We start from the raw sequence: 13227 nt of genomic DNA, 5'->3' as shown, positions 1-13227 counted from the left end.
AAATCAAATCAGGTCGCAGGCGCGCAGAGCGCTCTCCACGGCGGCTTCGTTCGAAGCTTCCAGTGGCGTCATGGGCAGGCGCAGTGTGCCGCCGCAAAGTCCCATACGGGCCATGGCCCATTTGACGGGAATCGGGTTGGCTTCGATGAACAGGTTGCGATGCAGGTCCAGCAGCTTGAATTGCAGTTCCATGGCGCGACGGGTATCGCCGGCCAGGGCGGCGACGCACAGCTCATGCATCAAGCGGGGCGCAACGTTGGCCGTCACGCTGACATTGCCCTGACCACCGCAAAGCATCAGTGCCACGGCGGTCGGATCGTCGCCCGAATAGACGGCAAAGCCCTTGGGGACTTCCTTGATCAGCCACTGAGCACGCTCGATGTTGCCGGTGGCTTCTTTAATGCCCACAATGCCGGGCACCTGGGCCAGGCGCAGCACGGTGGCGTGCTGCATGTCGGCAACGCTGCGGCCAGGCACGTTGTAGAGCACCGTGGGCAAGTCGCCCACGGCTTCGGCAATCGCCTTGAAGTGCTGGTATTGGCCTTCTTGCGTTGGCTTGTTGTAGTAGGGCACGACTTGCAGCTGGCAGTCGGCGCCTACTTGCTTGGCAAACTTGGCCAGTTCTATGGCTTCGGCGGTCGAATTGGCGCCGCAGCCGGCCATGATGGGCACGCGCTTGTTGGCCTGCTCCACCGAGACGCGGATGATTTCACAGTGCTCTTCGACGTTGACGGTGGGCGATTCGCCGGTGGTGCCCACCACGCCTATGCAGTCGGTGCCCTCGGCGATATGCCAGTCCACCAGTTTTCGCAGAGTGGGATAGTCCACGCTGCCGTCTTCATGCAAGGGCGTTGCGAGAGCAACAATGCTGCCAGTAATGGTTTTCATGTCTTGTTTGTAACGTGGTGGCCTGAGGCGTGGTCTTCACAATCCGTGGAGGCCGGCCCGAAAAAGGCAATCTTACATTCTACCCAGAGCCTAAGGCAGTTCGTAGCGCGGCGGCTTGGCCGATGGCATGCTGCGAACGGCGGCAATGCGCTGAATGTAACGCGGTGTTTGTCCCTGTGGTCCGGCCTGAAAGCCATCTTCAAAAGCCACGATGCGCAGTTGGCGACACAGATCCAGCAGTTCACCGGGGCGCAGTAAAAAATCGGGGCGCGAAGGCTTGCCGACGGTTTCGTTGCCCTGGGTAAAGGTTTCGTAAATCAGCACACCGCCGGGCGCCAGACTGTTCAGCAGGGTGGGCAAAAGCGGGCGCCAGAGGTAGTTGGTGACGACGACCGCGTCGAACTGCCGGCCGGCAAATGGCCAGGGGCCGTTTTCGATGTCGGCCACCACGGCGTCGCAAGACGGTATGGCTGTTGCTATGGATTCAATAGCTTCCTGCGACCTGTCCACAAGGGCTAGCGGGTGATTTCTCTCATAAAACCAGCGGGCGTGGCGGCCATGGCCGCAGGCCACGTCCAGCACCACGCCGCCCGGCGCGACCAGATGCGACCAGCGCTGCACCCAAGGTGAGGGCGGCTCCATGCCGTGGCGCTGTTCATCTTTTTCCATGTCAACTTTCAATGGGTTGCTCGCCTGGCGTTTGCTTGCGCCGCCGGGAGCGAAATCACTATGATTTTTATAGCTTGTCTCGCCCGTCCCGATTGGGCTGAAGGCCTAAATGAGCAAAACTTCCTCTAGAAACAGGCCCAGGCCTGGTTGGCCAGGGTGAACAGGAAGTCCGGCCTTGTGTAGAGCATGAAGACGCCCAGCGATGCGCTGATGATTAGCATCCATAGCGCGATCCTGGCGAGCATTTCAGGCCCCTTGCGGCAGTTCGCCGCCACGCTGGCCAATCGGGGTTTCTCGCACCGGTAAATTGATCAGTGCGGCAAACACGCCCAGTGCAATGGCCAGGTACCAGACGATGTCGTAGCTGCCGCTGCGGTCATAGAGATAGCCGCCCAGCCAGACGCCCATGAAGGAGCCGATTTGGTGGCTGAAGAAGATAAAGCCGCTCAACATGGACAAATGCTGGATGCCGAAGATTTGCGCCACCACGGCATTGGTGGGCGGAATGGTCGAAAGCCACAGCAGGCCCATCAGGGCGGAAAAAATATAGACGCTGAGCGGGCTCAGCGGCGCGGCCAGAAACACCGCGATGACAACGGCACGCGACAGGTAAATCGTGGCCAGGATTTTTCTTTTGGCGATGCGCTGGCCCAGCGCGCCCGCCGCATAGGTGCCAAACACATTGAACAGGCCAATCAGCGCCAGCGCGTAGCTGGCCACCTGAGGCGACAAGCCCTTGTCCTTGAGATAGCTGGGCATATGCACGCCAATGAACACCACCTGAAAACCGCACACAAAATAGCCCGCCATCAGCAGCTGAAAGCTGGGGTATTTGAGCGCCTCCCGCAGCGCCTGGCCTATGGTTTGATCGCGCTTGGCGCTCGATCCGGTGACCGAGCCTTTTTCACGCAGGCCTAGCGCCAGCGGGACGATCAGCAGGACCGCCAGGCTAAGAGCCAGCAGCGCTTCTTTCCAGCCCAGGCTGCTGATCAGAAAGCCTTCGATGGGCACCATCAGGAACTGGCCAAACGAGCCCGCCGCCGCCGCCACGCCCATGGCCCAGGAGCGTTTTTCGGCCGATATATGGCGGCCTATCACGCCGTAAATCACGGCATAGGTGGTGCCCGCCTGGGCCGCGCCAATCAACACCCCGGCGGTCAGGGTAAAGAGTAAACCGGTGGGCGACAGCGCCATGCCGACCAGGCCTAGGGCGTACAGCAAGGTACCGCCGACGATGACACGGAAGGCGCCAAAGCGGTCGGCCGCCATGCCGGCGAAAATGCCAAAAACGCCCCAGGCCAGATTTTGCACGGCCAGCGCAAAGGCAAAGGTCTCGCGGGTCCAGCCCTGTGCCTGGGTGATGGGTTGCAGCCACAGGCCGAAACCGTGGCGTATGCCCATGGACAGGGTCACGATGGCCGCGCCGCAGGCCAGCAGCTGAAGCATGGAGAGTTGTTTTGAAGGAGAGGAGGGGCTTGAAACCATGCCCTGACTGTATCGAAATTGTTTCGGGCTCGCTCTGAGCTCGGACACTCGAATTGCCAATTAACTGGATATTTGTACAGTTGCTTGATTGGCCGGGTCTACAATTACCGCAATCATTTCATCTGCCATGGCCGACAAACTACCTACCGTACCTCCCGTTTATTCCGAAGGCTCGATCCGCGTGCTCAAGGGCCTGGAGCCCGTCAAGCAACGCCCGGGCATGTACACCCGCACCGACAATCCGCTGCACATCATCCAGGAAGTGCTGGACAACTCGGCCGACGAAGCCCTGGCCGGGCACGGCAAAAAGATCAAGGTCATCTTGCACACCGATGGCTCGGTGACGATAGAAGACGACGGTCGCGGCATTCCCTTTGGCCTGCACCCTGAAGAACAGGCTCCGGTGGTCGAGCTGGTGTTCACCCGCCTACATGCCGGCGGCAAGTTCGACAAGGGCAAGGGCGGCGCCTACAGCTTTTCCGGCGGCCTGCACGGCGTCGGCGTGAGCGTGACCAACGCACTGTCGACGCGGCTGGAAGTCGCTTCCTACCGCGAAGGCAGCGTTGCCAGCCTGGTCTTTTCCGGCGGCGACGTGATCGAGGCGCTGAGCGTGCGCAAGGCGGTGAGCGGCGATCGCAAGTCCGGCACCACCGTGCGCGCCTGGCCCGATGCCAAGTATTTCGAATCGGCGACGCTGCCCATGGCCGAACTGACGCATTTGCTGCGCAGCAAGGCGGTGCTGATGCCCGGAGTCAGCGTGTCGCTGACCATAGAGAAAAGCAACGACACCCAGACCTGGGTTTTCAAAGGCGGTCTGCGCGACTATCTGATGCAGACGCTCAACGGCGATCTGGTGATTCCCATGTTTGAGGGCGAGGGCTTTGCCGATGCCTCGCATGACAGCTTTGCCGAAGGCGAGGGCGCCGGCTGGTGCGTGGCCTTCACGGAAGACGGACAGCCGGTGCGCGAGAGCTATGTCAATCTGATTCCGACCAGTGCCGGCGGCACCCATGAGAGCGGCCTGCGCGATGGCTTGTTCACGGCCGTCAAGAGTTTTATCGAGTTGCACAGTCTGCTGCCCAAGGGCGTCAAACTCTTGCCCGAGGACGTGTTTGCCCGCGCCAGCTATGTGCTCTCGGCCAAGGTGCTGGATCCGCAGTTCCAGGGCCAGATCAAGGAGCGCCTGAACTCGCGCGACGCCGTGCGGCTGGTGTCCAGCTTTGTCCGTCCGGCGCTGGAGCTGTGGCTCAACCAGCATGTGGACTACGGCAAAAAGCTGGCCGAACTCGCCATCAAGGCGGCGCAAACCCGGCAAAAAGCCGGCCAGAAGGTCGAAAAGCGCAAGGGCTCTGGCGTGGCCGTGCTGCCCGGCAAGCTGACCGATTGCGAAAGCCGCGACCTGGCGCACAACGAAGTCTTTCTGGTCGAGGGCGACTCCGCCGGCGGCAGCGCCAAGATGGGTCGCAACAAGGAAAACCAGGCCATATTGCCCTTGCGCGGCAAGGTGCTCAACACCTGGGAGGTCGACAGAGACCGCCTGTTTGCCAATACCGAAATTCACGATATTTCCGTGGCCATAGGCATCGATCCGCACGGCCCCAAGGACACGCCTGATTTGAGCGGCCTGCGTTACGGCAAGATCTGCATCCTGAGCGATGCGGATGTGGACGGCTCGCACATCCAGGTGCTGCTGCTGACGCTCTTTTTCCGCCATTTCCCCAAGCTGATAGAGTCCGGCAACGTGTACGTGGCCAGGCCGCCGCTGTTCCGCGTGGATGCGCCGGCGCGCGGCAAAAAGCCGGCCTCCAAGGTCTATGCGCTGGACGAGGGCGAGTTGACCGCCATACTGGATAAGCTGCGCAAGGATGGGGTGCGCGAAAACGCCTGGAGCATCAGCCGTTTCAAGGGCCTGGGCGAAATGAGTGCCGAGCAATTGTGGGACACCACGCTGAATCCGGACACCCGCCGCCTCTTGCCGGTGCAACTGGGCAATCAGGACTTTTTGCAAACCGAAGGCCTGATCACCAAGCTGATGGGCAAGGGCGAAGCGGCGGCGCGCCGCGAGCTGATGGAGCTGCACGGCGACGCCGTGGAAATCGATATTTGATGAAGCCTGGCCTGCCCTTGTTGTCTGCGCTGCATGCTGCCCCGCCGCTTCGGCGGCTGGCCGCGCTGCTGCTGACGCTGGCGGCCCTGCTCACGACGACAGCAGCGCGGGCCGATGTTTGGGCCTATGTCGACGCCAAGGGCGTCACGCACTTTTCGGCGCAGCAACTCGATGAGCGCTACGAGCTTTTCTTTCGCAACGGCGATGCATTCAACGCTGGCAAAGCCGCTGGCGACAGCGCGGCGCAAGGCGCTGGCGTGGCCGCCGCGCCGCCCAAGCTATTGACGTATTTTGAAATATCGCCCAACTACAAGGCGGTCAAGCACTTGCTGCGCGAAGCTTCTCTGACGCACGGCATAGACTACGAATTGCTGCAAGCACTGATCGCCACCGAGTCCGGCTTTGATACTTACGCGGTGTCTGCAAGAGGCGCGGTCGGTCTGATGCAGCTGATTCCACCCACGGCCGAGCGCTATGGTGTGCGCACCGACAAGCATTCACCGGTTCAGACCAAGCTCACCGACCCCAAGACCAACATCCGGGCCGGCGCCAGCTACCTGAGCTATCTGATCAAGCTTTTCCCCGGCGAGCTCGAGCTGGCGCTGGCCGCCTATAACGCCGGCGAGGGCGCGGTACAGCGGGCGGGCAACAAGATACCCAACTACCCCGAGACGAAAAATTACGTCAAAACCGTGATGCAGCTCTACACGCAGCTCAAGCCGCAGCGCATGATGACCGGCGCCGGCCGGGTACGCATGGAAATGATGGGCGGCAGCATGGGCCGTGGTCATCGGCTTCCACTCGCGCCGCTGCCAGTCACCGAGCCTGAGACCGGGACCGAGCGCAATTGAAGGGCCGCGCCTTGGCGCGCGCCAGCAACACACACCTGTTTTAACCCGCAATACCTAATTCACGATGGACTTATTTACGCCGGCAGATGTTGCCCAAACGCCAGAACCCGCCGACCAGGACTGCCTTGCCGCCTACGCGCAGCGTGCCTACCTTGAATACGCGCTGAGCGTGGTCAAGGGCAGGGCGCTGCCCGATGTCTGCGACGGCCAAAAGCCGGTGCAGCGGCGCATCATGTACAGCATGGCGCGCATGGGCCTGGGCTTTGGCGGCCCCAATGGCGCCACAGGTGCCCGGCCGGTCAAAAGCGCGCGTGTCGTCGGCGACGTGCTGGGTAAATACCACCCCCATGGCGACCAGGCCGCTTACGACGCGATGGTGCGCATGGCGCAGGACTTCAACCAGCGTTATCCGCTGATCGACGGCCAGGGTAATTTCGGCTCGCGCGACGGCGACGGTGCGGCGGCGATGCGTTACACCGAGGCGCGGCTGGCGCGCATCACCACCTTGCTGCTCGACGAGCTCGACGAAGGCACGGTGGAGTTTGTGTCGAACTACGATGGCTCCTTCGAGGAGCCGCGCCAGTTGCCGGCGCGTTTGCCCTTTACCCTGCTCAATGGCGCCAGCGGTATTGCCGTCGGCCTGGCCACCGAAATCCCCAGCCACAACCTGCGCGAAGTGGCCGATGCCTGTATCGCCCTGATCAAAACCCCGGCGCTGGGCGATGATGAGATCTACACCTTGATTGCCGGTCCCGATTACCCGGGCGGCGGACAAATCATTTCGAGCGCCGCCGAGATCGCTGCGGCCTACGGCACCGGCCGGGGTTCGCTCAAGGTGCGCGCGCGCTGGAAAATCGAAGACCTGGCGCGTGGCCAATGGCAGCTGGTGGTGCAGGAGCTGCCGCCCGGCGTCAGCACCCAGCGGGTGCTGGAAGAGATCGAGGAAATCACCAACCCCAAGATCAAGGCCGGCAAAAAGGCGCTCAGCCAGGACCAGGTGCAGCTCAAGCAAACCATGCTGTCAGTGCTCGACGTGGTGCGCGACGAGTCCAGCAAGGACGCCGCCGTGCGTCTGGTGTTCGAGCCCAAGACCAGCAAGATCGAGCAGTCCGAGCTCATCAATACCTTGCTGGCCCACACCAGCCTGGAGAGCTCGTCCTCCATCAACCTGACCATGATCGGGCTGGACGGCAAACCGACGCAAAAGTCTTTGCGGCAAATCCTGACGGAATGGATTGCTTTTCGCCAGACCACGGTGCAAAAGCGCTCGCAGCACCGGCTCGACAAGGTGCTGGACCGCATTCACATTCTTGAGGGCCGGCACCTGGTGCTGCTCAATATTGACGAGGTGATTGCCATCATCCGCCAGGCCGACGAGCCCAAGGCGGCGCTGATAGAGCGTTTCAGTCTGAGCGAGCGCCAGGCCGAAGACATTCTGGAAATCCGCCTGCGCCAGCTGGCGCGGCTGGAAGCCATCAAGATCGAGCAGGAGCTCAAAAGCTTGCGCGAAGAGCAGGGCAAGCTGGAAGAAATTCTGGCCAGCCCGTCGGCGCTGCGTCGGCTGCTGATCAAGGAAATCGAGGCCGACGCCAAGCAGTTTGCCGACGCCCGCCGCACCCTGATCCAGGCCGAGAAAAAAGCCGTGCTGGAAGTCAAGGTGCTGGACGAGCCGGTCACGGTGGTGGTCAGCAGCAAGGGCTGGGTGCGCGCCCGCGGCGGCCAGGGCCACGATGCAGCCAGCTTTGCCTTCAAGGCCGGCGACGCGCTGTATGCCACGTTTGAATGCCGCACCGTCGATACCCTGCTGGCCTTTGGCAGCAACGGCCGGGTCTATTCCGTGCCGGTGGCCGCGTTGCCGGGCGGCCGCGGCGATGGACAGCCGGTCACGACCCTGATAGAGCTGGAATCTGGCACCCAGTTGCTGCATTATTTTGCCGGGCCGGCGCCAGCCACGCTGCTCTTGTCCAGCTCGGGTGGCTATGGTTTCCTGGCCACGGTAGAGGGCATGATTTCACGCAACAAGAGCGGCAAGGCCTTTATCAGCCTGGGCGAAGGCGAAAGCATTTGCCGTCCCTCGCATGCCAAGGGCAGCAGCGGCGCGCAGCCCGTGCCGGCGGCCAGCCATGTGGCTTGCGCCTCCACCGGCGGCCGCATCCTGACCTTCGAGATCAGCGAGCTGAAACAGATGGACAAGGGCGGGCGCGGCCTGATGCTGATAGACCTGGAGCCCAAGGACACCTTGGCAGGCGCGGCGGCCTACACCCGTAGCGTGAAGATAGAGGGCATAGGCCGTGGTGGCAAGGAGCGCGAAGAAACGCTGGAAATCCGCAGCCTGAACAATGCCCGCGCCGCCCGTGCGCGCAAGGGCAAGGCCGCCGATCTGGGCTTCAAACCGACCGGCATTTTGCGCGTTGAGTAAGAAAAGTTCCCGCAGCCCAGAAGGCGCGGGTGCTAGATGCTATTGATTTGATAGTGGATGCGCCGCTCACCAGGAGCGGCGCAGCGCTTAGGCGCTCAGCAGCGTGTCGACTTGCCGCAGGCTGGCCACCGTTTTCACGCAGGCCTGGGCCGCTTCCTTGCCCTTGGTCAGAAAGTGCTCGGTGAAGAAGCGGCGATGCTCTTCATGCTCGTGGAAATGCAGCGGTGTCAGCACCACCGAAAACACCGGCACGCCGGTATCGAGCTGCACCCGCATCAGTCCGTCGATCACCGCGCTGGCCACAAAATCGTGGCGGTAAATGCCGCCATCGACCACCAGGCCGCAGCAAACCACGCCCGCATAGCGGCCGGATTGCGCCAGCTTTTTGGCATGCAGCGGAATCTCGAAGGCGCCAGGCACCTGGAATTGGTCTACGGCCTCGGCGGCGATGCCATGCTGGGCCATTTCGAGCAGAAAGGCGATGCGGCCGTTGTCCACGATGTCCTCGTGCCAGGACGACTGGATGAAGGCAAAACGGGGTTGATGTGACGCACCGGAAGCGACCAAGGCGGTCGATGCGCCGGAGCGCTGGTGGGTGGAAATATTGCTAAGGTCAGTCTGACTCATGGGTGCCTACGAAAAGGGTTTACCAGAATCAGGGCGCACGAGCCTGCGGCCACACCCGCACGCAAAAGCGCGGCGCAGCCACCAGCATCGCGCTCTCTTTCATCCGGACTATGACCGTCGGCTTCGGAGTTGAACCGAATCTGCTGACCCCGCTCTTCGATGAAGAAGAGCGGGCGCTCGCGGGCTGATGCAGTTGCCTGCAAACACCGCCGGTGGGGAGTTTCACCCCGCCCTGAGAACGCTGCCCCGGCGAAATGACCGGGACCTTCATATTCTAAATCGTGAGGTGACGACGCTTGGGCGTCAAAGTCACGCTCGGTTTAGCTGGCTTCAGCCGACCTCGGCAATCATCTCGATTTCCACGCAGGCGCCCATGGGAATCTGCGCCACGCCAAAGGCGCTGCGGGCGTGCTTGCCGGCATCGCCAAAGACTTCGGCCAGCAGCTCGCTGCAGCCATTGGTGACCAGGTGCTGTTCGGTGAAGTCGCCGGTTGAATTCACCAGGCTCATTACCTTGACGATGCGCTTGACCTTGTTCAGGTCGCCGACGGCGGCGTGCAGCGTGCCCATCAGGTCGATGGCGATGGCGCGGGCGGCCAGCTTGCCTTCTTCGGTGCTGACGTTTTTACCCAGTTGGCCGACGATGACCTTGCCGTCTTTCTTGGCCAGGTGGCCGCTCAGGAAGACCAGATTGCCGGTCTGCACAAAAGGCAGGTAGGCCGCTGCCGGTGTGGAGACCTCGGGCAGGGTGATGTTCAGGGCCTTGAGCTTGTCATAGATGTTGTGCGTTGCGGTACTCATGCTGATCTCCTGGTGTGATGAAGGGAATGTGATTCAAATCAGGCGCTAGCCCAATGATTGTGGCTGCATGTTGCTATGAAAGATATAGCTGGCTAGCCGGTTTGCTTGTGCATCTTAACGCAAGCCTAGGTGCCAATCAGGCGGTCATTTGAGGGGCAGGGCAGTTCCGCAAGATGGCATTAAAAGAGCCCAGGCAGGCTTTGCGTTACGCTGGCGCATCAAGGCCCTGGCGACCTAGCCAGGCCACCAACAAGTCATCAGGGAGGCCGGGCGTGGGGTTTTCTGTGTTGTCCAAAATGCCGGCTGGCCTAGTGGGCCCGGGCTGGTGCTTTGCCGGTTTTGTCGCCGGTGTGGCCATGCAATTGCAGCAGCCCGCGCTATGGCCGGCTTCAAGCTATGGCGTGTTGACGGCACTGGCTGCTCTGCTGCTGGCCCTTGGGCTTGGCTTGGTACTGCGCCAGCAAAAAGCCCTGCGCGGCCAAGCAGCGATCGTTTTCCTGCTGGCTGCTCTGCTTGGTTCTGGCCTGACGGGCTGGCGGGCCAGCGTTTTTCAGGCTGACAATTTGAACCCGGCGCTGCAAGGGCAAGACATTGCGGTGACCGGCACGGTGCTGGCCATGCCGCAGATTGGTGACGATGCGGTGCGCTTTCGCTTCGGGCTGGATTCGGCCCAGCTCGACGGCCAAGCGGTGCAGCTGCCGCCGCAGCTCTTGCTGGGTTGGTACAAGGGTTTTGGCGGGCGCGACAGCCCCAGCGCAGCGGCAGAGGGCGGCGATGCCTCGGAGCAGGCCTTGCAGCGCCAGCCGCAACCGCTGTGCGCCGGCGAGCGCTGGCAGATGACGGTGCGGCTGAAAGCGCCCCACGGCAACAGTAATCCGCACGGTTTTGACTACGAGCTTTGGCTCTGGGAACAGGGCGTTCAAGCCACCGGCTATGTGCGTGCCGGGCCGCAGGATGCACCACCGCGCAAGCTGGCCAGCAGCTGGGCGCACCCGGTGGAGCGCGCCCGCCAGGCGGTGCGCGAGGCGATTTACCAGCGCGTCAGCAATCGCCAGTGGGCCGGCGTGCTGGCGGCGCTGGTGGTGGGCGATCAGAACGCGATTGAGCTGGCCATTGACAATTAAGTTCGAAAGTAAAATTTTACGCAAGTCATTGATTCTATTGAGTATTTAATTTTTCCAAATAATCGGATTGACAAATAGTTCGAAAGTGGCGAAGAGGGCGCGGTTTGGCAAAATTGACAAATAGTTTGAAAGTGCTCGCCAATTCGACTGAACGCATGTCGGAAGCTGACGAACTATGAAGGGCGCCGTTAGCTACTTGAAGAAGCTGTAAAGGCCGATGCACTCGGTCCCGGGAGCTGGCTTTCCACGAAGGAGGCGGCCGTACACTGGTCGCCTGAATGACTAAGAAGAAGCCTCGTAAGCGCCGTAGCTCAATCAAGAGCCGCCCCTCCGACACCCTGCGCCGATTTGGAGTCGCGCTCGTCATCGCAGGCGCAGTTGCACTTCAGACGACGAGTTGTGGGTTTCAGCCCACCGCATCCGGGCCCACCGTCGAGCGCCCCGCTGCTACGGTTTCATCCGGCTTTGCAGCCTGCCCGCAATTTTTCGCCGGCGGAGTCGCACCCCTTACACCAAGGGCGCCGAAGCTGCGTGAGCTTTGTTATGACGCGTTCGCGGTGCTTCACAGTGGCAGTACGCGCACGCCGGTTTTCGTCGCAGAACGCCTGAATCGCCAGCTCTTGCTGCAAGCACGTGAGCAAAAGCGTTCAGACAGGTTCTTCGCGGATGCTCGCCTGCCCCGGGCCGAGCGGGCCGAACTCAGTGATTACAAGGGGTCTGGCTACGCCAGGGGGCACATGGCGCCAGCCGGGGACATGTTCAGCGCTGCCGCTATGGCGCAGTCATTCAGCTTGGCCAATATGGTCCCGCAGAATCCGCAACAGAACTCTGGTTCTTGGGCAAAGATAGAGACGGACACACGGTCGTACGTCATGCGCGCCAAGGGCGACGTGTATGTCATCACAGGCCCTGTTTTTGAGCCAGGTGGCCCAACCGTAGGCGCCAACCAGGTGCGCGTGCCAAGTCATCTCTTCAAGTTGGTGTACGACGCGACGACCCAGAGGGCCTGGGCGCACTGGCAACCGAACTCTGCTGATGCTCGCCCGGGGAGGCCTATCAGCTATGGCGAGTTGGAGCGACGCACGGGAATGGCGTGGGTGCCCGGCGTTGCAATCAAGTGAGGTCAGGCCCTGCCGGGACTTTCCGTGGCTCAGCGAACTTTAGTGTTCGCTCTCTTGACAAGGTTCTCGAGCGAGAAAGCGCTGCTGCGACCCAGCCCCTCATAGAACCGTGACTGTGCCGGTGTCAGCAAGGGCACTTGCCGAAGGTCCTTTTTCTCGGGCAAGGCCTGATTCCCCTGAGAAGGGGCTGAGGTGCTCGAGAAGGACGAATCACGATTAGTCATGTTGGCAAGATATCACGAACAGGGCTTCTCCGGAAGAACGCGGGATGGGTCTGCGGGCGCTAGGCATCGTTGACCGCCATGCCGATTGGAGCTGACCAAGATGCTGGTGCTGACCACGGACAGCAAAGGGCCGAGGCTGTGTTAAAACGTCGCTGCCCCATGTTTTCAGGGGTCCTTGACCCCTTGGCGTATTCGAAAAAATGCAACCTAGGCTCATCTGAGAGGTCGACTTTCGAAGCGGCGTCACCTGCGATGAGTTTTCACACAGCCTCGGCCCGAAGCGGTCATCAAAGGTTGGCTAACCAGAGGCAGAAATGCTATTTTTGCTGTCATTCTACCGAGTTCACTCGTTTTGTTGATAATCAGTTTGACAGGGTATTTCCAGAATGAGTTAGTCATCAACAAGGATTTTCAATGGCATTTAACGCAAACCTTTTGCCGGCAGCTATTTCCTCTCGCCGGCAAAAAACCCGTCAACCGGGCATAAATTGCCAAATAGTTTGAAAGTGAATTCGGGGATGTACAAATAGTTTGAAAGTAAGAAGCCGAAATTCCGCCCTCGTCATTCATGGGGCGCTAGCAGGCTGCTGAAATACTCACTGCGCCAGCGCAGCAGCTGACTCGAAGCGGTTTATTTTTGCGGTTCTGTTTCATATTTTGAGATTCCAGTGCTTTTTTGAGCTTTTGTTATTGGTTTGAAGCTCTGCTGCCGTTTTTTTCACCCCTCACTGCGCCTGCAGACGGATTTGTCCCAAGGTGCGCATACGCGTCAAGTTGTACGCGGCCATCGTCAGCACAAACATCTGATCGACCCGCTCAAGCCCGCGCACCATGACCTGCCGCATCCGTCCCACCGTTTTGGCCCAGCCAAAGCCCTGCTCAATCAGTTTTCTCTTTTGCTGCGAAACGGC

General features: G+C 61.0%; 11 protein-coding genes and 1 riboswitch. Of the genes, 5 read left to right on the top strand and 6 right to left on the bottom strand.

The window, feature by feature from the left end; all coding sequences use genetic code 11:
• Nucleotides 1–3: 3 nt before the first annotated feature.
• The 3 genes from dapA to BM160_RS19640 form a co-directional block, all read right to left on the bottom strand.
• Nucleotides 4–888 (bottom strand): 4-hydroxy-tetrahydrodipicolinate synthase, encoded by an 885-nt coding sequence (gene dapA / locus BM160_RS19650; protein ID WP_092007861.1) that lies wholly within the window; start codon nucleotides 886–888, stop codon nucleotides 4–6.
• 90 nt (nucleotides 889–978) lie between these two features.
• Nucleotides 979–1557, bottom strand: coding sequence for a class I SAM-dependent methyltransferase (locus BM160_RS19645; protein ID WP_255369012.1), 579 nt, complete (start codon nucleotides 1555–1557; stop codon nucleotides 979–981).
• A 246-nt stretch (nucleotides 1558–1803) separates the two neighbouring features.
• Nucleotides 1804–3042, bottom strand: coding sequence for an MFS transporter (locus BM160_RS19640; protein WP_092007860.1), 1239 nt, complete (start codon nucleotides 3040–3042; stop codon nucleotides 1804–1806).
• Between the two features lie 127 nt (nucleotides 3043–3169).
• Between BM160_RS19640 and BM160_RS19635 the strand changes: the two genes are divergently transcribed.
• The 3 genes from BM160_RS19635 to parC all read left to right on the top strand — a co-directional run bounded on the left by BM160_RS19635 (nucleotide 3170) and on the right by parC (nucleotide 8419).
• The gene (locus tag BM160_RS19635; protein WP_092007859.1) at nucleotides 3170–5149 is read left to right on the top strand and encodes a DNA topoisomerase IV subunit B; all 1980 of its coding nucleotides are present in this window, start codon (nucleotides 3170–3172) and stop codon (nucleotides 5147–5149) included.
• Nucleotides 5149–6000, top strand: coding sequence for a lytic transglycosylase domain-containing protein (locus BM160_RS19630; protein WP_092007858.1), 852 nt, complete (start codon nucleotides 5149–5151; stop codon nucleotides 5998–6000). Before BM160_RS19635 ends, BM160_RS19630 begins: the two co-directional genes overlap by 1 nt.
• Nucleotides 6001–6064: 64 nt before the next feature.
• On the top strand, nucleotides 6065–8419 hold the full coding sequence (parC, locus tag BM160_RS19625) for a DNA topoisomerase IV subunit A (protein WP_092007857.1): 2355 nt from the start codon (nucleotides 6065–6067) through the stop codon (nucleotides 8417–8419).
• A gap of 87 nt (nucleotides 8420–8506) precedes the next feature.
• On the opposite strand, the gene BM160_RS19620 is transcribed toward parC, so the two are convergent.
• The gene (locus tag BM160_RS19620) at nucleotides 8507–9046 is read right to left on the bottom strand and encodes a 6,7-dimethyl-8-ribityllumazine synthase (protein WP_092007856.1); all 540 of its coding nucleotides are present in this window, start codon (nucleotides 9044–9046) and stop codon (nucleotides 8507–8509) included.
• Between the two features lie 87 nt (nucleotides 9047–9133).
• Nucleotides 9134–9290: riboswitch (FMN riboswitch) on the bottom strand.
• Nucleotides 9291–9376: 86 nt separating this feature from the next.
• Nucleotides 9377–9847: a RidA family protein gene (locus tag BM160_RS19615; protein ID WP_092007855.1), complete on the bottom strand. Its 471-nt coding sequence runs from the start codon at nucleotides 9845–9847 to the stop codon at nucleotides 9377–9379.
• Nucleotides 9848–10119: 272 nt separating this feature from the next.
• Between BM160_RS19615 and BM160_RS19610 the strand changes: the two genes are divergently transcribed.
• Nucleotides 10120–10971, top strand: a complete 852-nt coding sequence (locus tag BM160_RS19610; RefSeq protein WP_255369011.1) for a ComEC/Rec2 family competence protein — start codon at nucleotides 10120–10122, stop codon at nucleotides 10969–10971.
• Nucleotides 10972–11249: 278 nt separating this feature from the next.
• Complete coding sequence (locus BM160_RS19605) at nucleotides 11250–12092, top strand: DNA/RNA non-specific endonuclease (RefSeq protein ID WP_092007853.1); 843 nt, start codon at nucleotides 11250–11252, stop codon at nucleotides 12090–12092.
• A gap of 949 nt (nucleotides 12093–13041) precedes the next feature.
• On the opposite strand, the gene BM160_RS19600 is transcribed toward BM160_RS19605, so the two are convergent.
• On the bottom strand, nucleotides 13042–13227 hold a 186-nt coding region (locus BM160_RS19600; protein WP_143093298.1), incomplete at its 5' end, for a transposase.

The organism is Polaromonas sp. OV174, assembly GCF_900112285.1.
Classification (GTDB): domain Bacteria; phylum Pseudomonadota; class Gammaproteobacteria; order Burkholderiales; family Burkholderiaceae_C; genus Polaromonas.
The sequence above is the reverse complement of the archived record's forward strand: the minus strand, read 5'-3'. Positions and strand labels throughout refer to the sequence as shown.